Raw genomic sequence first — 24,118 nt, 5'->3', positions numbered from 1 at the left:
GTGAAGACACGGGTCTTGGGTCCGCTCACCGTCGACTACAACGGCGCATCCATCGTCCCCACCGCCGGCAAACCCAGGCAGATCCTGGCCCTGCTGGCGCTCCGGTCCGGACGCAGTGTCCCGATCGACACCCTGATCGAGGAGGTCTGGGCAGACGCGGTGCCACGCAGTGCCACGACCACACTGCAGACGTACATCCTGCAGCTGCGTCGGCGCATCGCCGACGCCCTGGGGCACAGCCCGGGTGTCTCGCCGAAGGACGTGCTCTCCACGTCGTACGGCGGCTACCGGCTCGTCCCGGCCGGTCTGGGCAACGACCTGGCCGAGTTCCACGACCTCTCGGCACGGGGTGCCAGGGCACTGGAGGCCGGCGACGCGTCGTCCGCCTCGGCTCTGCTCGGCGCGGGCCTGGGCCTGTGGCGGGGGCCGGCGCTGGCCGACGTGCCCACGGGGCCGGCCCTCGCACTGGAGGTGATCGGCATGGAGGAGGCCCGGCTGACCGCGCTCGAACAGCGCATCGAGGCGGACCTTCGCCTCGGCCGGCACAGCTCTCTGCTCGCCGAACTGAGGATGCTCAGCGCCGGCCATCCCCTCAGCGAGAACCTCTGCGCCCAGCTGATGACGGCGCTCTACCGGGCGGGCAGTCCCTGGCGCGCCCTGGAGGAGTTCCGGCAGCTGCGGGGCCGGCTCCACGCGGAACTGGGCGTGGAGCCGACCCCGCGGCTGCAGCGGTTGCACCAGGCGATGCTCGACGGGGACCCCGCCCTGGACGGTCCCGCCGACTCCCTTGTGCGGTACGCGAGTTGATTCCCCTGAGGTACGCGAGCTGATCGGACGGTCCGCGAGGTTCCGCCGACGACCGAGCCCGGCGGCTCAGAACATCTGGTCGTGCTCGATCCGGCGGGACCGAAGGCGTACCGCGTCGTCCTCGACCACCAGCACGTCGTGCACCAGGCAGCTGGGGGCGATCTCCGGCCTGGCGCCCGGCCGTACGGTCACCACCAGCGCGTAGACCGTGGACCGCAGGGCACCGTCGGCCTGCGGCACCAGGGCGATGTGGTTGAACCAGTGGCGGCGTCGTACCGGGTCGTCGTCGAACCGCTTGTGGAAGGCGACGAGTTCGGCGACGATCCCGTCCCGCCCGACCGCCGGCTCGACTCCTGGTGAGTGCTGGAAAGTGCCGTCCTTGGTGAACGTGGCCGCGTACTCCTCGAAGCGGAGCGCGTCCAAAGCCTGCATCTGATGGGCGTAGAAGTGCTGGACTCGCGCATAGAGCTCGGCCAGTACGGCATTGCTCTCGGTCACCGGGTTCCTCCTGCCGTTCGGCTGCGGGGAGGCACATCGTCGGCCGGGACGCTGGAGGCCCGGTGGAGCGCGGCGGTCCACGGGGCCTCCAGTACGGCTCCACCGGGTCCTTGGAGTCTCGGCGGAACGAATGGCCCCGACCCTACGGAGGGTTCATGACCGCGACCGCCTCGCCGGTGGCCCTGGTATCCGGAGCGACCAGCGGCATCGGCCTAGAGATCGCCAAGCGGCTGGCCGGACTCGGCGCCCGCCTCCACCTCTGCGCCCGGGACGAGGGCAGGCTGGCCGCCACCGTCAAGGAACTGCGGGAGCAGGGACACGATGCCGACGGCATCGTGTGCGACGTCACCGACCCCGGGCAGATCCGTGCGTATGTCCGCGCCGCGGTGGAGCGCCACGGGCCCGTCGACATCCTGGTCAACAATGCCGGCCGCAGCGGCGGCGGTGCCACCACCGAGATCCCCGACGAGCTGTGGAACGACGTCGTCGCTACCAACCTCACCGGCGTCTTCCTCATGACCAAGGAGGTGCTCACCACCGGCGGGATGCGGGAGCGGCAGCGCGGCCGCATCGTCAACATCGCGTCCACGGGCGGCAAACAGGGTGTGGTGCACGCTGCTCCGTACTCCGCCTCCAAGCATGGTGTGGTCGGCTTCACCAAGGCCCTGGGGCTGGAACTGGCCCGCACCGGCATCACCGTCAACGCGGTGTGCCCGGGCTTCGTGGAGACGCCGATGGCCGAACGGGTCCGCGCGCACTACGCGGGCATCTGGGGGGTCAGCGAGCAGGAGACCTTCGACCGGATCACGGCGCGGGTACCCATGGGCCGTTACGTGGAGCCGCGGGAGGTGGCCGCCATGGTCGAGTACCTCGTCGGCGACGACGCCGCGGCCGTCACCGCCCAGGCGCTCAACGTCTGCGGTGGACTGGGCAACTACTGATGCGCGCCGACGCCCCCGTCGCGCTGGTGACCGGCTCCTCGTCCGGGATCGGGGAGGCGATCGCGCGACACCTGGGAGAGCTCGGACACCGGGTCGCGGTCAACTCCTCGCGTTCCGTGGAGGAGGGCGAGAAGGTGGCGGCCTCGCTGCCGGACGCGGTGTACGTCCGGGCCGATGTCGCGGACGAGGCCGGGGCCCGTGCTCTGGTGGCCGCCGTCGTCCAGCGGTTCGGCCGCCTGGATGTGCTGGTCAACAGCGCGGGCCGGACCAGAGTGATCCCCCATCACGACCTCGAAGCCGCCGGCCCGGACGTCTGGCGCGACATCCTGGACCTCAACGTCATCGGCACCTGGCAGACCACGGTGGCCGCCATGCCGCACCTGGCCGCGACCGGAAACGGCACGGTGGTCAACGTCTCGTCCATCGCGGGGAGCAGGACGGCGGGCAGCTCCATCCCGTACGCGGTGAGCAAGGCGGCCGTCGAGCACATGACCAGGCTGCTCGCGAAGGCGGTCGGGCCACAGGTCCGGGTGAACGCCGTCGCCCCCAGCCTGATCGAGACCCACTGGACGGCGAACGACCCCTTCTTCGCGCCGATCGCGGACTACGTACGGCAGAACGCGCCCCTGCGCCGGGTGGGCGTCCCGCAGGACGTCGCCCGTGCCGTGGGCCACCTCCTCGACGCGACGTACACCACCGGGCAGGTCGTGTACGTCGACGGCGGCTGCCACCTCCTCTGACACACCGACCACCCCCTGACCCCCACACCCCAGGAGGCCGGCGCCATGCGCCTCGCCGTCAATCTCACCCTTCAGGGTGCGGCGGACCTCGCCCGTACCGCGGAAGAGCTCGGATACGCGGCGGTGCTCGCCCCGGAGGGCTTCCGGTCCGATGCCGCGAGCCTGCTGGGACTGGTCGCCGGGCAGACCCGGCGCCTGGCCCTGGTCTCCGGCGTGATGCAGATGCCGGCGCGCCCGCCGGGGCTCGCCGCGCTGACCGCCGCCACCCTCGACGCACTGAGCGGCGGCCGCTTCCGGCTCGGTCTCGGCATCTCCAACCCCGATGTCTCGCGGGGCTGGTACGGCGCGGACGCGGACCGGCCGCTCGGCCGGACCCGCGAGTACGTGGAGATCGTCCGCCGGGTGCTGTCCGGCGAACCGGTCGTGTACCGCGGCCGCCACTACTCCGTCGGCGATCCGGCTCCGGTCCGGCTCCTGACCGGCCCGGCGCCGGTGGACCTCCCCGTCTATCTCGGGGCCGTCGGGCCGCGCAACCTCCGGCTGGCCGGTGAGATCGCCGACGGCTGGATCGGGGTCTTCACCTCGCCCGAGGCGGTGGCCGACGCGGTCGGCGCGATCACCGAGGGACGCAAGCGGGCGGGCAAGGACCTGGACGGCTTCGACGTACTGCCCTGTCTGCCCACGGCCGTGGGGCCGGATCCGGCCACCGCCGCGGACCGGTTGCGCGGCCAGTACGTGTACCTGATGGGCATGGGTGACGCCGAGCGCAACGTGTACTGCGCGCTGGCCCGCCGACTCGGACACGGCCGGGCGGCCGAGGAGCTCAGGGCCCGGCTGGCCGCGGGCGACCGGGCCGGGGCCGGGGCGGCACTGCCCGTGGACCTCATCGACCGGACCGCGCTCATCGGTCCCGTCCCGCGGATCGCCGAAAGGATGGCCGAGTACGCCGGGGCCGGGGTCACCACGCTCGGCATCATGGTCTCGGCCGCGGCGGTCGCCCCCGAGGAGCGCCTGGCCATCCTGCGGGGATGCGCACAGGCACTGGAGAAGTCGGGCGTGGCGGGATGAGCCCCCGCGGCACGCGGCACATCCGGGACGGCACCACACGGCACATCCGGGACGGCACCACGCGGCTCGTCCGGGACGGCGCGCGGTACGTCCGGTACGGCGCCCGGCGCTTCTTGGTCTCAGACGGGCGAGTCGGCCCGGCGGTCGTGGTCCTCCTGTGCGGCGAGCACCGTCAGGGCATTGTCGCGCACCCAGCGGAGCATGGTCTCCAGGGGAAGGGCCGCATCCGCACCCAACGGCGTGAGCGCGTACCGCACGCTCGGCGGCACGGACGGCAGCACCTCGCGCGACAGCAGTCCGTCGCGCACCAGTGTGCGGAGGTTCTGCGACAGCATCTTCTCGCTGATGCCGTCCACCAGCGCGCGCAGCTCGTAGAAGCGCAGCGGGCCGCTGCGCAGGGCGACCAGGATCAACAGGCCCCAGCGGCTGGTCAGATGGTTGAGAACCTCCCGTCCCGGACAGTCGCTGTTAAATGCGTCACAGGGGTCGAGCGGCTCGTGGACCGCACGCTGGGAACCATCCTTCATGGAATGAGCTTACCTCCAGGTATGTCCTTTCTGAAAGTTAGCCATGGTTCCTATGGTCGGTGTCATGACTGCCCCTCGACCCACCAGTACCGACACCTCGGGGACGCGCGCGACGGACCTCGACGTCTGGTCCGACTTCGTGTGCGGGCACTGCTACTACGGAACTCGTCGCATCGTCGCCGCGCTCGCCCTGCTGCCCGACCCGGACGCCTTCCGGCTGCGCTGGCGCAGCTTCCAGCTCGACCCCCGGCCGGCCGGGGCGCGGCCTTCCGGCGACCTGTACGACTACCTGGCGCAGTTCAACGGAAGCCGGGCGGCGGGGCGGGCGGCGATGGACCGCATCGGTGCCGTCGCCGCGGCCGACGGCCTGCCGTTCCGCCCCGACCGCGCGCGGCCGGGCAACACCACCGACGCCCACCGGCTGGTCCACCTGGCCCGGCGGGAAGGCCGGGACACCGAGACCGTACTGAGCCTGTACACCGCGTACTGGACCGAAGGACGGCCCATCGCCGACCGGACGGTCCTGCGCGAGCTGGCGGCGGACGTCGGTCTCGACGCCCGGCGGGCCCAAGAGGTGCTCGACGGCGACGAGTTCACCGCCGAGGTGGCCGAGGACCAGCAACGCGCCGCGCACCTGGGCGTCATGGGCGTGCCCGCCCTCGTCGTCGGCGACCGCTGGTCCCTGGGCGCCACCGCGACCGCCGAGGCGATCGCCGCCGAACTCCATCTGCTCAGCCGTGAGAGGAACGAAGCATGACCACTCCTACCGACGCCCCCGCGGAGGGAACGGCCGGATCGGGCAGGATTCTCGCCGCCCTGGTCATCGCCGTCTTCGGCTACGCCCTCATGCAGACCCTCCTGGTACCGGCCCTCGGGCTGCTGCAGAGCGAACTGCACACCACACCCGAGTGGTCGGCCTGGATCCTCAGCGCCTTCCTGCTGTCCAGCGCGGTCCTCACCCCGCTCATCGGCAGGATGGGAGACCAGTACGGCAAGCGCCGCGTTCTGCTGTGGGTGCTGGCCGTCTACGGTCTGGGCACCCTCGGCGCGGCCGCCGCCCAGACCATCGGACAGCTCATCGCCGCCCGCGTGGTGCAGGGCTCGGCGCTCTCCGTGCTGCCGCTGGCCTTCGCCATCCTGCGCGAGACGCTTCCGCCGAAGCGACTGCACCTCGGCACCGGCATGGTCTCGGGTGTGGTGGGCGTCGGGGCCGGCGGGGGCCTGGTCGTCGGCGGTCTGCTCGCCGACCACTTCTCCTGGCGGGCGCTGTTCGTCCTCGGCGCGATCCTCGCCACGGTGAGCCTCGTCCTCGTCGCCTGGTGGGTGCCGGACAGCCGGCACACCGAGGGCGGGCGCCTGGATCTGGCCGGTGCGGCGCTGCTCGGCCTGGGTCTTGTGGCCCTGCTGCTGGCCCTCACCGAGGGCCCGGGCTGGGGCTGGACCTCCTGGCGGGTCCTCGGGCTCTTCCTGCTCGCCCTCTGCTTCTTCGCGGTGCTCGCGGCGGTCGAGTCCGGCAGGAGCAACGCCCTGGTCGACATCGCGGAGTTCACCCACCGGCCGATGCTGCTGACCCATCTGTCGGCCTTCGCCTTCGGCGTGCTCTCCTACGTCTTCTACGTGGCCCTGCCCCGCTTCGCCCAGACGCCCCACGAGGCCGCCGGCTTCGGCTTCGGCGCCACGATCACATTGGCCGGCCTGCTGATGCTCCCCGGCGCGCTCACCGTGCTGCCCGCGAGCATGGCTGTGGGCTGGATCGCCCGGCACGCCGGCGAACGGGCGCCACTGGTCATCGGTTTCCTCGTGTGCGCGGTCGGCTCGGCCCTGCTCGCCGCGGCACACACCGCCATGTGGCAGCACCTGGTCTTCTACGCCCTGGTCGGGGTCGGGACGGGACTGGTGATGGCCGCCCTGCCCAAACTCATCGGCGCGCTGGCACCGCCCACCCGGATGGGTACGGCCAACGGCATCAACAACATCGCCCGCACCGTCGGCGGCGTCGTCGGCAGCCAGTTGGCGGCGGCCTTTCTCAGCGCCGGCGCGACGGGCGGCACGGTCACCGGCTCCACCTACACCTCGCTGTTCTGGCTGGCCACCGCCGTCGGCCTGGCGGGCGCCGTCATCGCCCCGCTCGCCGCGGTCGCCCGCGCGGGCTCCGGGGCGGCCCGCGTGCCGGCGTCCGGGCACACCGAGAAGGAGCTGAGCGGCTGACTCCGCGCCGGGATCGCTCAAGTGCCCCGCGAGGGCGGCCTGTTGCCCTGGCCACGCAGCGCCGGTCCGTCGCGGCGAACGAAAACCAACGAGTTGACGAAGGCTGGAGAAGAGGAAGGAAATCCCGTGGACCGGGACGTAAGTCGCAGAAGAATCGTCCTCGGTGCGGCCGGCCTGGCCTCCACCGCCGTGGCCGCCGGTACCGGTCCGGCGAGTGCCGCGGGGGCCGTGCGGGAGGCCGCCCCGGCGGCCTCGCCGGTGTCGGTGCGGCCGGGCGACAGCAGGTACGCCGAGCTCACCACGGGCGTGAACCGACGGTGGACCGCTTCACCCGGCGAGGTACGCCTGGTCCGCTCCACGGCAGAGGTGAGGGACGCCGTCGACAAGGCCGTGAGCGACGGGCTCCGCATCACGGTGCGCGGCGGCGGCCACTGCCTCGCCGACTTCGTGTTCCACCGGGATGTCGACCTGGTCGTCGACATGTCCCTGATGAAGCGGGTGTACTTCGACGAGTCGCGCGGGGCCTTCGCGGTGGAGGCCGGCGCCACCCTGATGGACGTCTACGACACGCTGTACAAGGAGTGGGGCGTCACCGTCCCCGGGGGCCTGTGCTATTCGGTCGGGGTCGGCGGGCACGTGTCCGGCGGCGGGTTCGGCCTGCTCTCCCGACAGCACGGACTGACCGTCGATCACCTGTACGCCGTCGAGGTCGTGGTCGTGGACGGCACGGGCCGCGTCCGCAGCGTGGTGGCCACCAGGGAGCCGGGCGATCCCCACCGCGACCTGTGGTGGGGGTGCGCGGGTGGCGGGGGCGGCAACTTCGGCGTGATCACCCGCTACTGGTTCCGCACCCCCGGCACGTCGGGCAGCGACCCCGGCCGGCTGCTCGTACGGCCCCCGGAGGAGGTGCTCGTACAGGCGGTGACCCTGCCCTGGGACCGGCTGGACGCACGCCGTTTCCAGCGGCTGCTGGAGAACATCGGTGCCTGGTACGAGGACAACAGCGCGCCCGACTCACCGTTCGCGGCGCTCAGCGGCTCCTTCAGCCTCACCCACCGCGCCGGCGGCGGCATCGGCATGATGACCCAGATCGACGCGACCGTCCCCGACGCGGAGCGGCTCTTCCAGGAGTACGTGGACGCCATCACCGACGGGGTCCAGGCCGCCCCGGAAGCCGCCACCACGCAGACGGGCGAGCTGGGCCCGCTGCCCGAACTCGCCGAGCCCACCCGCCTTCCATGGCTGCGCGCCACGCGCAGGCTGGGCACCAGCTCTCCGATGATCACCGATCCCGCGGTGCGCAGCGACCACCACTCCGCCTATCTGCGCAGGCGCCTGCCGGCCCAGCACATCCGGCGCATCCACGACTGGCTGAGCAGCGACAGCGTCGACAACCCGATGGCCATGGTCGTGATCAACCTGGTCGGCGGTGCCATCGACCGGGTGGGGCCCGACGAGACGGCTGTCGCCCAGCGGGACGCGATCTTCAAACTGCTGTACCAGAGCAGGTGGCAGGACCCGGCGGACGACGCGGCCAACATCGCCTGGACCAGCGGTTGTTACCGAGCCGTGTATGCCGAGAGCGGAGGCGTCCCGGTGCCGAACGGCACGACGGACGGCTGCTACATCAACTACCCGGACACCGGCGTCGACGATCCCGATGCCAACACCTCCGGAGTGTCCTGGCACCGCCTCTACCACAAGGGCAACTACCCCCGGTTGCAACGGGTCAAGGCCCGCTGGGACCCGCGTGACATCTTCCACCACCGGCAGTCGGTCGAACTCCCCGGAACCTGAGCGCGCGGCCTTCGGGACGGACTTCGGGACGGCCTTCGAGAACAAGGAGAGTGTGTGCAGTGATGCCCCAACACCCCCTGTCGGCCAACGGGTTGCGGGCGACGGCCCGCGACGCCCTGCAGGTGGCGGCGGCGTACGCGGCCCAGGCGGACACCGACCGGCGGCTCGCGCCCGAGCCGGTGAAGGCCCTGCTGGCCGCCGGATTCGCGCGTCACTTCGTACCGGAGCGCCGGGGCGGGCAGGAAGGCGGATTCACCGAACTCCTCGATGCCGTCTCCGTGCTCGCGGAAGGGTGCACCTCCACGGCCTGGATCGCGTCGCTCGGAGCCCAGGTGGGGCGCATGGCCGCCTTCCTGCCCGAGGAGGGCGGCGGGGCGGTGTGGCGCGAGGGCCCGGACACTCTGCTCGTCGGCGGACTCGTCCCGTCCGGCTCGGCCACGGCGACGGACGGCGGCTGGCTCCTCGACGGCGCGTGGCCCTATGTGAGCGGCGTCGACTTCTCCGACTGGGCGCTGCTCTGCGGCCGGGTCCCCGGCGTCGGGGGCGGTGAACTGAGGTTCTTCGCCGTGCCCCGGAGCACATACCGGATCAAGGAGACCTGGGACAGCGTCGGGATGCGTGCCACCGGCAGCCACACGCTGGTGGTGGAGGGCGCCGTCGTCCCCGCGCACCTGTCGTTTCCGTACGACGATCTGCTCCGTGGCAGCGACCGGGGAGGCAGGTGCTACCGGGTCCCGCACCGGGCGGTCAACGGGCTGTCCTTCGTCGCACCGGTCCTGGGCGCCGCACGCGGGTTGCTGCGCCGCTGGACTGACTGGGAGGCACCGCAACCCGAAGTGGTGCGCGCGGGCGCCGAGATCGACGCGGCGCAGCTCCTGCTGGAGCGGACGGCGGCCGCCGCCGACGCGGGCGAGTACAGCCCTCTGCTCACCGCCCGCGCGACGAGGGACTGCGCCGTGGCGGCGGAGTTGCTCGCCACCGCGACGGGACGGCTGTTTCGCGCACACGGCACGCGAGGACAGTCCGAGGCCCACCCCGCCCAGCGTGTGTGGCGGGACGTCAGCACGGCGACGACCCACGCCGTCCTCAGGTTCCCCACGGCCGCCACGGCGTTCGGCGCCGCTGCCCACGCGGCACGGGAGGCATGATGAGCCGACCGGCGCCGGACGAGGGCACGTTCACCGCCGTCATCACCACCCGGGTGGACGGTCCGTCCACCCAGCGCGCCGTCGCCGGCCTGTTCCTCAAGGGGGCGGAGGGCTGGGTACGGCACCGCAGGGGCTTCCTGCGCGCGACCGTCCACCTGAGCACCGACGGAGGACAGGTCGTGCTCGTGGCCGACTGGCGCGACGAGGAGTGCTACCGGGAGTTCCTCGCCACCGACGAGGACCGCGCGGCGCTCGGCCGCGAGATGCGGTCTCTGCCCGGAGTGCAGGCCGGACCGGACCTGGTGGCCTGCCACCCCTACCGCACGGTGGCGGCGGCCGTCTCCCCTTCCTGAGCTGTGTACGAAGGGGGGGCTGCCCGGCCGGGCAGCCCCCCCTTCGTACACAGCTCAGGCCCTGACCGCGGCAGAGTGTTCCAGCGTGGTGCGGCTGTTGCGGCCGAGTGCCTCCCGGACGTAGGCGCGGGCGTCGGCCAAAGAGGCGTGCGCGCCGAGCACCTCGGCGACCGCACCGGGAGCGATCGCCACGACGTGCCGGGCGGTGGCGACCGCCCCCGACCCCGAAGGGCCGTCGGTGAAAGTCCACTCACCGCTGTGCCCGCTCAGCAGCCGTGGCGTGATCTGCTGCTTGTACGCGATCCACTGCCCGGGGCGGCAGATCCGCGACGAGCGGGTGGTGTGCCGGGCGCCGTCCGCGGTGACGGTCTCCATCTCCAGGTCCTGCACACGCTGTTCGTTCTCCGTGAGCCGTACCCGGGCCACATGGGGCAGCAGATCCGGCCAGCGCTCGGCATGGGCGACGAACGAGTACGCCTCGGCGGCGGTGCCGGTCAGCTCGATGGTGTCGGTGAAGGCGAAGACGAGTTCGTCCACGGGGTGTCCGGCCCCGGCGACCTGGGTCAGAGCGGCGAGTTCGCGCGCGCTGTTGCGGTCGAGGGCCGCCGATACGGCGCTGACCGCGGAAGGGTCGTCGTCCTCCACGGTGAACCGGTGGCGCAGCACGATCTCCGTCTTTCCGGTGGGGAGTTCGCGGAAGAGCCAGCTGCCGGACATCGAGGTGACGGGGGGCCTGGCGTGCTCCTGACGGAACGTGACGCAGTGGCGGTCGGCGTCGCGGACACGGTGTGACGTCCAGTGCGCGACCTCGCCGTTCATCACGGCCCAGATCTCGAAGCGCTCGGACCGCGCCGACCGCTCGATGTGCCGTACGTGAACGGTGGGTTCGAAGATCGCGGGCCAGCGGGTGACATCCGCGACGAGGGCGTACAGGACGTCCGCCGGCGCGTCGGTGGTCCAGGTGTGCTCGGTGCGGTGGAGCGGAGTGACAGAGGCCATCGGGTCTCCTGCTCGGGATGTCGGGACGGTGGGGGAAGCGGACGGGGGTGAGGACCCGTTCCGCGGTGGGACGGGCCCTCGTCACGCCGTCGTGCTCAGGCGGACGCCGCGGTGATGCCGTTGACGAGGTCCAGCAGGGCCCGGGGAGTCTCCGCATCGGCGACGGCCTCGTCGGGGAGCGCGATGCCGTACTCGCGCTCGATCCTGGCGGCGCTCTCCATCCGTGCCAGCGAGTCGTAGCCCAGGTCGTCGAAGGCCATGTCGAGGATGTCGCCGCTGAGGTCCGTGGAATCGTCCTCGCCCGCGCAGGCGATGAGCGTCGTGCGGAGTTCGTCCAGGGTCATCTGTGCCATGGCGGTTGTCTCCCTTGTGTGCCGCGTGCAGCGGATTGTGTGAGTGGTTGATCAGGCGGTGGTGAGCACCACGGCCGAGTTGAATCCATGCCGTCCGCGGGCCAGGACGAGCGCCGCCCGGGTCCGCAGTGCGCGCGGCTCGCCGAGGACCAGGTCGAGGCCGTAGTCGTCCGGTACGGAGTGGGTGTGGGCGGTGGCCGGAGCGATCTGGTCGCGCAGGCTGAGGAACGCCGCGACGATGTCGGCCGGGCCGCCGCCGGCGTACATCCGCCCGGTGAGCGTCTTGGGCGCGGTCACCGGGACGCCGCGTACGCCGAAGAGCTGGCGCAGTGCCTGTGCCTCGGCCCGGTCCAGTGCGGGGACCGCCGCCGCGTCGGCGAAGACCACCCCGATGTCGGAGGGATCGAGGCCCGCGTCGGCGAGAGCGAGTTCGGCGGCACGCCGGAGGCCCGGGGGCCGCCCGGATCCGGGCGCCGGGTCGAAGGTGGCCGCGTATCCGGCGACCTCGCCGTAGATCCGCTCGGCGCCGCGCTCCCTGGCCGTGGCGAGGTCCTCGAGGACGAGGATCGCGCCCCCCTCACCGGGGACATGGCCGTCGGCCTCGCGGTCGAAGGGCAGATAGGCACGCTCGGGATCTGCGGAGGCGGTGACCCGTCCACCGGCCAGCTGGGCGGACCAGCCCCATGGATCGAAGGCCGAGTCGACCCCTCCGCTCAGTACGAGGGGAGTACCGCGCCGGACGGTGCGGCGGGCGTGGCCCACGGCGTCCAGGCCGCCCGCCTGTTCGCCGACGAGTGCCGCGCTCGGACCGCGCATGCCGTTGCGAATCGAGATCTGTCCGGTGTTGACCGCGTAGAACCAGGCGAAGGACTCGTAGACGCTGACGTACTGGGGGCCCTGGTTCCACAGCTTGTGGAACTCCCGGTGCGTGAAGTCGAATCCGCCCTGCGCCGTCGACGTGACGACCCCCATGTCGTAGTCGGCGAGACCGGACTCGGGACCGACACCGGCGTCGGTCAGCGCCCAGTCCGCCGCGGCGATCGCGTAGCGCGTGGAGACGTCGGTCTGCGGCAGCAGCCTGTTCGGCAGATGCCGCGTGGCGTCGAAGTCCCGGATCTCGCCCGCGAGCGTCGCCGGATAGCCGGCCGGGTCGAAGCGGCTGAGCCGGGCGATGGCGTTCTCGCCGGCGAGCAGCGCCTTCCAGTACTCCTCGGTGCCCAGGCCGGTGGGTGCCAATACGCCGAGCCCGGTCACCACCGTGCGGACGTCGCTCATGCGGCCCTCACCTCAGGAGCGTGCAGCACCATGGCGCTCTGGAAGCCGCCGAATCCGCTGCCCACGGTCAGGACCGTGTCCACCCGCTGCTCCCGGGCGGTGAGCGGCACGTAGTCCAGGTCGCACTCCGGGTCGGGGGTGCGCAGGTTGGCTGTCGGCGGCACCACGCCGTACTTGATCGCCAGCGCGGACGCGGCGATCTCGATGGATCCGATCGCTCCCAGGGAGTGCCCCACCATCGACTTGATCGAGCTCACCGGCACGTCGTGGGCGTGCGGTCCCAGGCTCCGCTTGAAGGCGGCCGTCTCGTGCCGGTCGTTCTGTTTCGTGCCGGAGCCATGGGCGTTGACGTAGTCGACCACGGTGCGGTCGAGCCGTGCCTCGTCGAGCGCGGCGCGGATCGCCTCGGCCATCTCCCGGCCGTCCTTCTTCAGGCCGGTCATGTGATACGCGTTGCTGCGGGTGGCGTAGCCGCCGATCTCGGCGTAGACCGTCGCCCCGCGGGCCCGCGCCGCCTCGTGCTCCTCCAGAACGAACATCGCCGCGCCCTCGGCCAGGACGAAGCCGTTGCGGGTGCCGTCGAAGGGACGCGACGCGGTCGCGGGCTCGTCGTTGCGGGGCGTCGTCGCCTTGATCGCGTCGAAGCAGGCGACGACGATCGGCGATACGGGGGTGTCCGCGGCGCCCGCCAGCACCGTGTCCGCGGCGCCCTCGCGGATGAGCTGGACGCCGTATCCCACCGCGTCGAGCCCCGACGTGCAGCCGTCGGAGACCATCGTGACGGGTCCTTCGGCCCCCACCTCCCAGGCGACCTCGGCGGGCATCACACCGGGGCTGAGGTAGTCGAACATGTACGGCGACAGGTGCGCGGGGTCGACGAGCCACTCGCGGCCCGCGTCGGACATCACCAGATATTCCCGCTCCAGACTGGTCGCCGAGGCGACAGCGCTGCCGAGCACCACGCCGACCCGGTGCGGGTCGGACGACGTAAAGTCCAGGCCGCTGTCGGCGACCGCGTCCCGCGTACATGCCACGGCGAATTGCGTTGCCCTGTCCATTCGCCTCAGCTCCCGCGGGCTGAACCCCTCCGCCCGTCCGTCGAAGTCGGCTTCTCCCGCGATTCGGGAACGAAAGGGTGAGGCGTCGAAGAACGTGATGGGCCGGGTAGCGGTGCGTCCCGCGGTCAGCAGTTCCCAGAACTCCTTCGTGCCGGCTCCGCCCGGTGTCCGCACACCCATTCCCGTGATCACCACCCGCCGGTTCATCGCGTGCCTCCCGTGTAATCCGCCATGGTCCGAAAGCCTCTCCGGTCGTGCCTGCGCTGCGTTGACGGGGGCAACACTCCAGGGGCCCACTTGAGCCCGGCTCGGGAGCGGATGGGGTCCGGGACGGGTATCGATTTCGCCGCGGTGGCCGATATTCGGTGTTTCCGCGGCGATTCGGATCGATCCGAATCGATCCGCGTGAAATGAAATGACGAGCCGGTGACGGGCAGGAGTCGACAATATTTCATGTGCCATGTAGGTGATGGGGATGCGAGGCTGGTCTCGGTATTTCCGCGCACATCGCTGATCGCTTGTTTATGATTCGGGAGTTGGCGCTGGATCGGCTGCCGATGGCCCGCGGGGGTGGAATGAGTAAACTCCAGCGAGACGTTTCGATGGCATGGATCACAACATTCGTCATATGCGGACTGCAGTGCGGTGTGGCGCTGCAGGGATCGTCGGGGCCTCTGGTGGTGCCCCGGGGAGGCGAGGGGAGATCGCCGATCGCCCTCTGGCCGTCGCTCCTGGCCGCCCTCGTGCTCCTGCAGACACTGCACAGCGCTCCCGTGACCAAGCGGCTGAGGCGACCCCTCGCGCCGTGGACTCTGGCCCTCCAGGTGGTGCTGACGTACGCGCCGCTGTTTCTCATCGGCGCCGAATGGCGGGGCATGGGCGGTTTCGCGGCCGGATCGGTGCTGGCCGTTCTGCGCGGGCGGGCGGGGGCCCTGGCGTTCGGTGCTGTGCTGGCGGCCGACTGGGCGGCGCAAAGACTCAGTGGCCTCTCGTACGAAGAGAGCGCCGTCGCCCTCGCCGTCACCTTGATGATCGGGCTGGTGGCCGCTTCCCTGATGCGGATCGCCTGTCGGCTCAGCTGGATGAGACGGGCGGAGGCCAGCGCGATCCAGCGCGCCCTCCAGGACGAGCGCATACGGATCGGGCGCGACCTGCACGATCTGCTGGCGGCCCGGCTGACGTTCGCCGCCCTGCGCGGTGAACTGGTCAACCGCTACCTGGGCGTGGAGGACGAGCGCGCGCGCTCCGAGCTGCGGGGGCTGCTCATGCTGACCCGCGGGGTGCTCGCCGACATGCGGTCCATGGCCCACGGCTTCGGGGACCGCACCCTCCACGAGGAGATGGACACCGCCCGCACCGTGCTGGGCGGCATGGGCCTCGTCGTGACCGTGCGCGACGGCGCGCGTGTTCCACCGGGTGAGGTCGAGAACCTCTTCGCGGTCGCGGTGGGCGAGGCCGTCACCAACGTCCTGCGGCACAGCGAGGCCGATGCGTGCGCGATCACCCTGGGGCAGGACCGGGAGACGGTCACACTGGCCGTCGCGAACAACGGGGTGAGCGCGCCGCCGGGCTCCGTGGAGGTCGCCCCGGGACACGGCCTCGGCAACCTGGCCGCGCGGGCCGCGGAACTCGGCGGTACGTGCACGGCACGGGTCACCCCCGCCGGATGGTTCCGCTTCACGGTGGTGTGTCCGGTGAAGGAGCGCGATCGCCGGCGAGGGGCAGCCATCCCGCTTGACGCGCAATGCGCACCGCGTCGAGACGACTACGCGCACCGAGCTTTGTGACGCAGTTGCTGAGGTAGTTGCGGACGGTGCCGACGGACAGCTTCGTGGCGGCGGCGATCTCCCGCACGGGGGACCCTTCCGCGGCCCGCATCAGGATCTCGGCCTCGCGCGGGGTGAGGGGCATCCGGCTGCTCTCCCAGGCCGCGAGCATCAGCTCGGAAGCGATGACCCGCTGCCCGGAGGCCACCTTCCTGATGGCGGCGGCCAGTTCGCCGGGGGCGGCGTCCTTCATGAGATAGCCGCCGATGTTGCGCTCCACGGCAAGCCGCACCGTGGCCGGCCGGCCGAGGCTCGTTACGAGCAGCGTGCGGCATCGGGGAAGCTGCTCGTGCAGGAGTGCCGCCACCTCGATCCCGTTCCGGTCCGGGAGGTTCACGTCGAGGACGGCCACGTCCGGGCGGTGCTCCCGGGCGAGGGGCAGGACCTGGAGCCCCTCACCGGTGTCCGCGACGACACTCAGATCGCGCTCACCTCGCAGGAGCTCGATGAGCGCACCGCGGACCAGGTGCTCGTCGTCGGCGAGAAGGACACGGATCATCAGGCCTCCGAGAAGCGTCCGAACTGTCAGTACAGGCCGCGCCGTTCGATCGTACGTGGCCCTGCCTCGAGGACTCCCGGAGCACGGCCGGGCGGGGGCGCCCAGCGGACGTCATGGGCGGCATACGGTGGCGGGGGAGCGGCGAACCGGTCCGTGGCATCACGCGAAGCCTGCGGTTTGCCGAGCGCAGAAAATACCAAAAGCCCTACCATTGGGGGTTCCCATTGGTAGGGCAAAAGGCCTGTCTGACCTGCGAAAACAACTAAACGTTCTGGTGCCCCCAACGGGATTCGAACCCGTGCTACCGCCTTGAAAGGGCGGCGTCCTAGGCCGCTAGACGATGAGGGCTATCGGCCCACCTGGGCGCCTCGCGGCGCGTCGGGGACGTCAAAAGCATATGGGATAGCGGGAGGGATCGCCAAAACGGTTTACGGGGTGGGGGTTGAAGGGGGTGAGGGGGTGGAGGCGGAAGGGGTCGGGGTGGTCGACGCGCCCGGCTGGTTCTCCTCGGGGAGATGGCGGCTGACCTCGGCCGTGGTGAGGCCCAGGCCGCCGAGTTTGATCTCGTCCCAGGCCTGGAGGCGGCGGGTGTCGCGGTCGAGGTAGAGGATCGACGTCTCGATCGGGTCGGGGTTCTTGCCCTCGACCGCGCGCAGACCGCTGCCGCCCGTGGAGCCCTCGATGCGCAGCCGGGTGCCGTACTTCATGACCTCCATCTCCTGGTGGTGAAGGTGGCCGGCCAGGACCAGGGGCACGTCGCCGTCCGTCTGGCGCGCGGCCGTCGGGTTGTGCGCCACGGCGATGTCGACGGGGGTGCCCGCCGCCTCCTGGTCGCGGAGGGAGGAGGCGAGCCGGGCGCCCGCGAGTTCCTCCGCCTGGTCGCCGCCCAGCTTGGCCGTGCGGTCGGGGGTGAACTGCGGGTCGCCGATGCCCGCGAACCGCAGGCCCGCGACCGTGACGGCCCGGCCGTCGTCGAGTACGTGCACGTTCTTCATGCGCTCCAGGTAGTCCTGGGTGATCCCGGAGTCGTGGTTCCCGCGCACCCACACGTACGGGGCGCCGAGGTCGGCCGCCGGGTCCAGGAAGCCGTTCTCCGCCGCCGTGCCGTGGTCCATGGTGTCGCCGGAGTCGACGATCACGTTGATCTTGTACTGCTTCACCAGCGAGGCGATGATCTTCCAGCTCGCCGGGTTCAGATGGATGTCGGAGACGTGCAGGACCCGGACGGTGGAGGGGTCGGGCGCGTAGGCCGGGAGCGTGGACGTGGCGTCGTACAGCTTCGTCACGTTCGTCACCAGGCGCGCCAACTCCTTCTGGTAGACGTCGAATTCGCTGACGATGCTGCGGGCGTTGCCGACGACCGAGGGGGCGGAGGAGAGCAGGCCCGAGAACTTCGGTTCCAGGACCGACTTGGGGTTCCACGTCGCGAAGGCCGTCACTCCCGAGGCCGCCAGCAGCGTCAGGGCCAGGCCGCCCGCCGCCAGGGCCCGGCGGGGACGGCGGTAGACCGCGAGGCCGAGCGCGGTCGCACCGGAGACGACGGCGACGACGGACCGTACGGCGAGGTCGAGCGTGCCGTCGCCGACGTCCTGGGCCACCTCGTCCTGGAGGCCGGAGAGGCGTTCGGGGTGGTCGACCAAGGCCTGGGAGCGGACCGGGTCGAGCTGGTCGACGTCCACGTCGAGGCGGAGCGGCGCCGTGTGGCTGCGCAGCTCCAGGGCGCCCAGCGGCGAGACGTTGATCTTCGTGCCGCCCGTGAGGGAGGGACGCAGCGTCATCGTGGTGTCCATGGGGCCCACCGGCGCCCGGACGTTCCCGACGATCAGCAGGCCCAGCCACGCGCCGAGCAGGACGACAGCGATGAGCCCGAGGGCGCGGGACCACGGGTGGGGTTGGTGGACGAGTTCGACGACGGGGTCGACCGGGTGTGTGCGGCGCGCGCGGTAGCGGCGTACGAGGGCACGGGGAGCCCTTCGTACACGGTGCAGAGCGGTGGCGGCAGCGGGGACGCGGGCCATTGGTCCCGTATGCCCAAGGTCGGGGGTGGATATGCGGTGCGGCTCCCGCTCTCGGGCGTGCTCGGGGTGTGTTCTCGTACGCCGCGTCCCGTGGCGCCCGTGCGTTCGTGCCGGACAATGGCCCTGTGCTGGAGATGACGCGCGAGGAGTTCGAGGAACTGGTCGCCGAGGCGCTGGACCGGATTCCGCCGGAACTGACGCGGCTGATGGACAACGTGGCGGTGTTCGTCGAGGACGAGCCGCCCGCCGACGATCCCGAGCTGCTCGGGCTCTACGAGGGGACTCCGCTGACCGACCGCGGTGAGTGGTACGCCGGGGTGCTGCCGGACCGGATCACGATCTACCGGGGGCCCACGCTGCGGATGTGCGCGACGCGGGAGGAAGTGGTGGCCGAGACCGAGGTGACCGTGGTCCACGAGATCGCCCACCACTTCGGGATCGACGACGCACGGCTGCACGCCCTCGGGTACGGGTGACGCGTACGGGGGTGGCGCGGCGCCGGTGCCGCGATACGGGTGGCGCGGTAGGGGTGGCACGGCACGGGCGTGACGTATCTCTCGTAATCCTTTGTGTCGCTCGGGTCTCTTGAGTGGCGGCGTGTCTTCTTGCGGGCGGCGGGAGTTGGGCAGGGGGACTCCCCACACCGCCTCGGAGGTGGCTGCTCGTGCGCGCCATGTACGTACCCGTCCGTCTGGCCGCCGCGGCCCTGGCCGTCGCCGCGTCCACCGGCTGTATGAGCGTCGGTGACGGTGGAGGGGACCACGCGAAGCCCTCGCACTCGGCGGGGCAGCGGGGCGGTGCGGCGCCCGACGGCGGGTCGGCGGTGAGCGGCGGGGGACCCGGCTATCACGGGGCGAGTGACGGAAAACACGGTGCGGGGAAGCCGCGCGGGTCCGCGTCCGGGTCGGCGTCGCCGTCCGCGGGGGAGAGCGGGACGGCCGCTCCGCCCAAGCCGGGCAAGGACGGCAAGGGCGGCAAGGACGTGAACAAGCCCAAGCCGGGGGCGCCTTCACCGACAAACGCGCAGCCCACGCCGACGCGGCCGGATCCCGAGCCGACGCCCACCAAGGAGGAGCCCCCGCCGCCGTCGCCGGATCCGACCACCGCCGAGCCGTCGTCCTCGGCCCATCCGGAGCCCGAGCCGCAGCTCGTCGAGCGGCGTGAACCGGCCCCGGAGGCCGGGGTCAAGGCCTGAACGGCCTTGAACGGCCTTGAACGGGCCTGAACGAGTTTGGGTGGGTTTGGATGTGCTTGGGTCGGCTTGGGGGTCGGCTTGGGTGGGCTTGGAGATGTCCGGAGGTGGGGTGTGACCAGAGCCTCTCGGAGCCGGTTTGCCTTGGGGGGTGGGGGGTGCGTATGGTGGTAGATCGTTTGATCCCATTGCCCGGCGCCAAGTAGAGCGCGCCGTGTGGCGCGTACTCTCCCTTGCCGTGGCTGACCGCATTGAGGCGGTCGTTTGCGAAATCACGGAGTTGACGGGCGCGTGCCGTACGAGACTCCGGAAGGTTTCGCATTCGCATGTCCATTTCCAGTACTGATCACGTCGTCGTGCCCGAGAACGAGAACATCGGGGACGTTGCCGATGTGGTCGATGGTGTCGACACCATCGAGGCCATCGACTCTGTCGACGAGACCGCCGCTCCCGCGGCCCCCGAGGTCACCTTCGGCGACCTCGGTCTGCCCGAGGGCGTCGTGCGCAAGCTCGCGCAGAACGGCGTGACCGCCCCCTTCCCGATCCAGGCCGCGACCATCCCGGACGCCCTGGCAGGCAAGGACATCCTCGGCCGTGGCCGCACCGGCTCCGGCAAGACCCTCTCGTTCGGCCTGCCGCTGCTGACGCAGCTCTCCGGCGGCCACACCGAGAAGAAGAAGCCCCGCGGCATCATCCTCACGCCGACGCGTGAGCTCGCGATGCAGGTCGCGGACGCCCTCCAGCCGTACGGCGACGTGCTCGGCCTGAAGATGAAGGTCGTCTGCGGCGGTACGTCGATGGGCAACCAGATCTACGCCCTGGAGCGCGGCGTCGACGTCCTCGTCGCCACCCCGGGCCGGCTGCGCGACATCATCAACCGCGGCGCCTGCTCCCTGGAGAACGTCCAGGTGGCCGTCCTCGACGAGGCCGACCAGATGTCCGACCTGGGCTTCCTGCCCGAGGTCACCGAACTGCTCGACCAGATCCCGGGCGGCGGCCAGCGCATGCTGTTCTCGGCCACCATGGAGAACGAGATCTCCACGCTGGTCAAGCGCTACCTGAGCAACCCCGTCACGCACGAGGTCGACAGCGCCCAGGGCAACGTCACGACCATGTCGCACCACATCCTCATCGTGAAGCCCAAGGACAAGGCGCCGGTCACCGCCGCGATCGCCTCCCGCAAGGGCCGCACGATCATCTTCGTACGCACCCAGCTGGGCGCCGACCGTATCGCCGAGCAGCTCTGCGACTCCGGTGTGAAGGCCGACGCGCTCCACGGCGGTATGACGCAGGGCGCGCGTACCCGCGTGCTTGAGGACTTCAAGAAGGGCTACGTCAACGCGCTCGTCGCGACCGACGTCGCCGCCCGCGGTATCCACGTCGACGGCATCGACCTGGTCCTGAACGTGGACCCGGCCGGTGACCACAAGGACTACCTGCACCGCTCCGGCCGTACGGCCCGCGCGGGCCGCTCCGGCACGGTCGTCTCGCTCTCCCTGCCGCACCAGCGCCGCCAGATCTTCCGGCTGATGGAGGACGCGGGCGTCGACGCCTCGCGCCACATCATCCAGGGCGGTACGACCTTCGACCCGGAGGTCGCCGACATCACCGGTGCCCGGTCGATGACCGAGGTCCAGGCCGAGTCCGCGGGCAACGCGGCGCAGCAGGCCGAGCGCGAGGTCACCGACCTCACCAAGCAGCTGGAGCGCGCGCAGCGGCGTGCGACCGAGCTGCGCGAGGAGTCGGACCGGCTGATCGCCCGTGCCGCTCGTGAGCGCGGCGAGGACCCGGAGGCCGCGCTCGCCGAGGCCGCCGCCGTGGTCGAGGCGGCAGCGGCCGCCGTGGCCGAGCAGGCGGTGGCGGCGGAAGCCGCGGCGGCCGTGCGCGAGGAGCAGCCGCGTCAGCGTCGTGACGAGCGCGGCAACTACGAGCGCCGTGACCGTCGTGACGACCGTCCGTCGGGCGGTTTCAACCGTGACCGTCGTGACGAGCGTCCCTCGGGTGGTGACCGTGGTGGTTTCCGTCGCGATGACCGTCCGTCGGGTGGCTTCAACCGTGACCGTCGTGACGAGCGTCCTTCCGGTGGCGACCGTGGCGGTTTCCGCCGTGACGACCGTCCGTCGGGTGGCTTCAACCGTGACCGTCGCGATGACCGTCCGTCGGGCGGTTTCAACCGTGACCGTCGCGATGAGCGTCCTTCCGGTGGTGACCGTGGCGGGTTCCGCCGTGACGACCGTCCGTCGGGTGGCTTCCGCCGCGACGACCGTCGTGACGACCGGGGTGGCGACCGCGGCGGTGACCGTGGCGGCTTCCGCCGCGACGACCGCCCCTCGGGTGGCGGTTTCAACCGTGACCGTCGTGACGAGCGTCCCTCCGGTGGCGACCGTGGCGGTGACCGTGGTGGCTTCCGCCGCGACGACCGTCCCGCCGGTCACCGGGGCAGCGACCGTCCGTTCAACCGTGACCGCCAGGGCGACCGCCCCGCGGGCGGCGGCTTCCGTGCCGGCGGCCACGACCGCCCGTACGGCCGTCGTGACGACCACCGCGGCGCCGGTTCCGGCTCGGGCCCGTCCTTCGGCCGCCGTGACGACAAGCCGCGCTGGAAGCGCAACGGCTGAGGTCGCCTGAGCGGCACCGCCCATCAACTGGGCGACCGCCGAGCAACTGAAGGGGCCCGGACGACCTTGGTCGTCCGGGCCCCTTCAGCATTTTCCGGACGCCGGCTCGCCACACAGGTCGCTCACCTGGGGGCCGGGGCCACGGACGTCTAGGTCAGTTGCCGGAGGGCTCATATTTAGCCAAATGAGCCCTTCCGTGGCGCATGTCACACCCCCGGCGGGGGAATTGCTGGGGGCATGACAGATGACGCCAGAGCAAGTGGGCTGTCGGACGAGGAACGTCTCGCGCAGCTCGGCTACACGCAGGTCCTCGCCCGCCGCATGTCGGCGTTCTCCAACTACGCGGTCTCCTTCACGATCATCTCGGTGCTCTCCGGGTGCCTGACGCTCTACCTGTTCGGCATGAACACCGGCGGGCCCGCCGTGATCACCTGGGGCTGGGTCGCGGTCGGCCTGATGACCCTGTTCGTCGGGCTGGCGATGGCCGAGATCTGTTCGGCATACCCGACCTCCGCCGGCCTCTACTTCTGGGCCCACCGCCTTGCCCCGCCGCGTTCGGCGGCGGCCTGGGCGTGGTTCACGGGCTGGTTCAACGTCCTCGGCCAGATCGCGGTGACCGCGGGCGTCGACTTCGGCGCGGCCTCCTTCCTGGGCGCGTACCTGAACCTGCAGTTCGACTTCGAGGTCACGCCCGGCCGTACGATCCTGCTCTTCGCCGGGATCCTGGTCCTGCACGGCCTGTTGAACACCTTCGGCGTACGCATCGTCGGCCTCCTCAACAGCGTCAGCGTGTGGTGGCACGTGGTGGGTGTGGCGGTCCTCGTGGGCGCGCTGACGTTCGCGCCGGACCACCACCAGTCGGCGTCCTTCGTGTTCACGGAGTTCGTGAACAACACGGGCTGGGGCAGCAGCTTCTACGTGGTGCTGCTCGGCCTGCTGATGGCGCAGTACACCTTCACCGGCTACGACGCCTCCGCGCACATGACGGAGGAGACGCACGACGCGTCGACGGCGGGCCCGAAGGGCATAGTCCAATCGATCTGGACATCATGGATAGCGGGCTTCGTCCTGCTCCTCGGCTTCACCTTCGCGATCCAGTCGTACGACGGTGCCCTCGGCTCGCCGACCGGCGTACCGCCCGCCCAGATCCTCCTGGACGCGCTCGGCGCCACGGCGGGCAAACTCCTCCTGCTGGTGGTGATCGGCGCCCAGCTGTTCTGCGGCATGGCGTCCGTGACGGCCAACTCCCGCATGATCTACGCCTTTTCGCGCGACGGGGCCCTGCCGTTCTCGCACGTCTGGCACACGGTGAGCCCGCGTACGCGCACGCCCGTCGCGGCGGTGTGGCTGGCGGCGATGGGCGCGCTGGTGCTCGGCCTGCCGTACCTGATCAACGTGACCGCGTACGCGGCGGTGACGTCCATCGCCGTGATCGGCCTCTACATCGCGTACGTCATCCCGACACTGCTGCGCCTGCGCAAGGGCGAGGCCTTCGACCGCGGCCCGTGGCACCTGGGCCGCTGGTCCCGCCCGATCGGCGTGGTGGCGGTGGCGTGGGTGGTCGTCATCACGATCCTCTTCATGCTGCCCCAGGTCTCCCCGGTCACCTGGGAGACCTTCAACTACGCCCCGCTCGCCGTCCTGGCCGTCCTGGGCTTCGCCGCGGCCTGGTGGTTCGCCTCGGCCCGCCACTGGTTCCTGAACCCGGACCACGAACGCACCCACGCCCGCGAGGCGGCTCGGGCGGGGGCGCCGGATCCGGTGGACCCCTGACACGCGGGACACCGAGCCGGTGCTCGGCGTCGCGCTGGGCGCCGCGCTGGGCGTCGCGCTGGGCGTCGCGCTGGGCGTCTCATCCGAGTTGCGCTCTGCGTCGCACGTGGCCTCGTGCCTGGCTCGCGCCCTGCGTCGCACCTTGAGTTGCCCTCCCGCGCGGCCGGGACACCGATACCCGATCGGAGTCCCGGCCGCGTCCGGCTATGCTCGTTCCTGCATCGACACGGGTCGGTGCGTGCGCTGGCGCGGTCCAACGCACGGACCCTTAGCTCAATTGGCAGAGCAGTGGACTTTTAATCCATTGGTTGTGGGTTCGAGTCCCACAGGGTCTACCGAACGGGTCAGCAGGGAAACCCTTGTTGACCAGTAGCGGAGCGCTCCGGCTGATCTTGTTCAGCCGGGGCGCTTTCTTCTGGT

22 protein-coding genes and 2 tRNA genes are annotated in these 24,118 nt (G+C 71.2%); 15 read left to right on the top strand and 9 right to left on the bottom strand.

The genetic code is table 11. The annotated features are described in order from the left end of the window. Nucleotides 1-807 (top strand): AfsR/SARP family transcriptional regulator, encoded by an 807-nt coding sequence (locus OHA11_RS21660; protein WP_266498783.1) that lies wholly within the window; start codon nt 1-3, stop codon nt 805-807. Nucleotides 808-873: 66 nt separating this feature from the next. On the opposite strand, the gene OHA11_RS21655 is transcribed toward OHA11_RS21660, so the two are convergent. Then, nucleotides 874-1,305: a nuclear transport factor 2 family protein gene (locus OHA11_RS21655; RefSeq protein WP_266498781.1), complete on the bottom strand. Its 432-nt coding sequence runs from the start codon at nt 1,303-1,305 to the stop codon at nt 874-876. 155 nt (nt 1,306-1,460) lie between these two features. Here OHA11_RS21655 and OHA11_RS21650 point away from each other — a divergent pair, with 155 nt between their 5' ends. Genes OHA11_RS21650 through OHA11_RS21640 form a run of 3 tightly spaced genes read left to right on the top strand, consistent with a single transcriptional unit; the run spans nt 1,461 to nt 4,054 of the window. Beyond that, nucleotides 1,461-2,246 carry an SDR family NAD(P)-dependent oxidoreductase gene (locus OHA11_RS21650; protein WP_266498779.1) on the top strand — a complete coding sequence of 262 codons (786 nt, stop codon included), beginning with the start codon at nt 1,461-1,463 and terminating at the stop codon, nt 2,244-2,246. Continuing rightward, the gene (locus tag OHA11_RS21645; protein ID WP_266498778.1) at nt 2,246-2,986 is read left to right on the top strand and encodes an SDR family NAD(P)-dependent oxidoreductase; all 741 of its coding nucleotides are present in this window, start codon (nt 2,246-2,248) and stop codon (nt 2,984-2,986) included. Before OHA11_RS21650 ends, OHA11_RS21645 begins: the two co-directional genes overlap by 1 nt. A 15-nt stretch (nt 2,987-3,001) precedes the next feature. Further along, nucleotides 3,002-4,054 carry an LLM class flavin-dependent oxidoreductase gene (locus OHA11_RS21640; RefSeq protein ID WP_266507348.1) on the top strand — a complete coding sequence of 351 codons (1,053 nt, stop codon included), beginning with the start codon at nt 3,002-3,004 and terminating at the stop codon, nt 4,052-4,054. Nucleotides 4,055-4,173: 119 nt separating this feature from the next. On the opposite strand, the gene OHA11_RS21635 is transcribed toward OHA11_RS21640, so the two are convergent. After that, nucleotides 4,174-4,581: a helix-turn-helix domain-containing protein gene (locus tag OHA11_RS21635; RefSeq protein ID WP_266498777.1), complete on the bottom strand. Its 408-nt coding sequence runs from the start codon at nt 4,579-4,581 to the stop codon at nt 4,174-4,176. A gap of 64 nt (nt 4,582-4,645) precedes the next feature. Here OHA11_RS21635 and OHA11_RS21630 point away from each other — a divergent pair, with 64 nt between their 5' ends. The 5 genes from OHA11_RS21630 (at nt 4,646) to OHA11_RS21610 (ending at nt 10,087) form a co-directional block, all read left to right on the top strand. Continuing rightward, complete coding sequence (locus OHA11_RS21630) at nt 4,646-5,338, top strand: DsbA family oxidoreductase (protein ID WP_266498776.1); 693 nt, start codon at nt 4,646-4,648, stop codon at nt 5,336-5,338. Next, nucleotides 5,335-6,789 (top strand): MFS transporter, encoded by a 1,455-nt coding sequence (locus OHA11_RS21625; protein ID WP_266498773.1) that lies wholly within the window; start codon nt 5,335-5,337, stop codon nt 6,787-6,789. The genes OHA11_RS21630 and OHA11_RS21625 overlap by 4 nt, the downstream gene beginning before the upstream one ends. Before the next feature lie 126 nt (nt 6,790-6,915). After that, nucleotides 6,916-8,586: an FAD-binding oxidoreductase gene (locus tag OHA11_RS21620; protein WP_266498771.1), complete on the top strand. Its 1,671-nt coding sequence runs from the start codon at nt 6,916-6,918 to the stop codon at nt 8,584-8,586. Between the two features lie 62 nt (nt 8,587-8,648). Continuing rightward, nucleotides 8,649-9,734, top strand: coding sequence for an acyl-CoA dehydrogenase family protein (locus tag OHA11_RS21615; protein ID WP_266498770.1), 1,086 nt, complete (start codon nt 8,649-8,651; stop codon nt 9,732-9,734). After that, nucleotides 9,731-10,087, top strand: coding sequence for an antibiotic biosynthesis monooxygenase (locus OHA11_RS21610; protein WP_266498769.1), 357 nt, complete (start codon nt 9,731-9,733; stop codon nt 10,085-10,087). The genes OHA11_RS21615 and OHA11_RS21610 overlap by 4 nt, the downstream gene beginning before the upstream one ends. 54 nt (nt 10,088-10,141) lie before the next feature. Here OHA11_RS21610 and OHA11_RS21605 read toward each other — a convergent pair whose 3' ends face one another. The 4 genes from OHA11_RS21605 to OHA11_RS21590 form a co-directional block, all read right to left on the bottom strand. Beyond that, entirely contained in the window at nt 10,142-11,086 is a 945-nt protein-coding gene (locus tag OHA11_RS21605; protein WP_266498768.1) for an aromatase/cyclase, read from the bottom strand. Nucleotides 11,087-11,181: 95 nt separating this feature from the next. Beyond that, nucleotides 11,182-11,439, bottom strand: coding sequence for an acyl carrier protein (locus OHA11_RS21600; RefSeq protein WP_266498765.1), 258 nt, complete (start codon nt 11,437-11,439; stop codon nt 11,182-11,184). A 51-nt stretch (nt 11,440-11,490) separates the two neighbouring features. Further along, on the bottom strand, nt 11,491-12,714 hold the full coding sequence (locus OHA11_RS21595) for a ketosynthase chain-length factor (RefSeq protein WP_266498764.1): 1,224 nt from the start codon (nt 12,712-12,714) through the stop codon (nt 11,491-11,493). Next, complete coding sequence (locus OHA11_RS21590; RefSeq protein ID WP_266498763.1) at nt 12,711-13,979, bottom strand: beta-ketoacyl synthase; 1,269 nt, start codon at nt 13,977-13,979, stop codon at nt 12,711-12,713. The genes OHA11_RS21595 and OHA11_RS21590 overlap by 4 nt, the downstream gene beginning before the upstream one ends. Nucleotides 13,980-14,545: 566 nt before the next feature. Between OHA11_RS21590 and OHA11_RS21585 the strand changes: the two genes are divergently transcribed. Continuing rightward, entirely contained in the window at nt 14,546-15,559 is a 1,014-nt protein-coding gene (locus OHA11_RS21585) for a sensor histidine kinase (protein WP_266498762.1), read from the top strand. On the opposite strand, the gene OHA11_RS21580 is transcribed toward OHA11_RS21585, so the two are convergent. From OHA11_RS21580 to OHA11_RS21570, 3 genes are all read right to left on the bottom strand, one after another. Beyond that, nucleotides 15,450-16,097 (bottom strand): DNA-binding response regulator, encoded by a 648-nt coding sequence (locus OHA11_RS21580; protein ID WP_266498760.1) that lies wholly within the window; start codon nt 16,095-16,097, stop codon nt 15,450-15,452. The two genes, OHA11_RS21585 and OHA11_RS21580, sit on opposite strands and share 110 nt — an antisense overlap. A gap of 272 nt (nt 16,098-16,369) precedes the next feature. After that, nucleotides 16,370-16,445 (bottom strand) — tRNA-Glu (locus OHA11_RS21575). Nucleotides 16,446-16,525: 80 nt separating this feature from the next. Beyond that, nucleotides 16,526-18,115: a metallophosphoesterase gene (locus OHA11_RS21570; RefSeq protein ID WP_266498759.1), complete on the bottom strand. Its 1,590-nt coding sequence runs from the start codon at nt 18,113-18,115 to the stop codon at nt 16,526-16,528. 125 nt (nt 18,116-18,240) lie between these two features. Here OHA11_RS21570 and OHA11_RS21565 point away from each other — a divergent pair, with 125 nt between their 5' ends. The 5 genes from OHA11_RS21565 to OHA11_RS21545 all read left to right on the top strand — a co-directional run bounded on the left by OHA11_RS21565 (nt 18,241) and on the right by OHA11_RS21545 (nt 24,033). After that, on the top strand, nt 18,241-18,591 hold the full coding sequence (locus tag OHA11_RS21565) for a metallopeptidase family protein (RefSeq protein ID WP_055637702.1): 351 nt from the start codon (nt 18,241-18,243) through the stop codon (nt 18,589-18,591). 188 nt (nt 18,592-18,779) lie between these two features. Beyond that, nucleotides 18,780-19,310, top strand: coding sequence for a hypothetical protein (locus tag OHA11_RS21560; protein WP_266498752.1), 531 nt, complete (start codon nt 18,780-18,782; stop codon nt 19,308-19,310). A 323-nt stretch (nt 19,311-19,633) separates the two neighbouring features. After that, entirely contained in the window at nt 19,634-21,925 is a 2,292-nt protein-coding gene (locus tag OHA11_RS21555; RefSeq protein ID WP_266498750.1) for a DEAD/DEAH box helicase, read from the top strand. Nucleotides 21,926-22,162: 237 nt separating this feature from the next. Beyond that, complete coding sequence (locus OHA11_RS21550) at nt 22,163-23,698, top strand: amino acid permease (RefSeq protein WP_266498747.1); 1,536 nt, start codon at nt 22,163-22,165, stop codon at nt 23,696-23,698. 262 nt (nt 23,699-23,960) lie between these two features. Further along, a tRNA-Lys gene (locus tag OHA11_RS21545) sits at nt 23,961-24,033 on the top strand. The last annotated feature ends 85 nt before the right edge of the window (nt 24,034-24,118 follow it).

The sequence above is a fragment of the Streptomyces sp. NBC_00878 genome (assembly GCF_026341515.1).
In the GTDB taxonomy this organism is placed as follows: Bacteria; Actinomycetota; Actinomycetes; order Streptomycetales; family Streptomycetaceae; genus Streptomyces.
The sequence above is the reverse complement of the archived record's forward strand: the minus strand, read 5'-3'. Positions and strand labels throughout refer to the sequence as shown.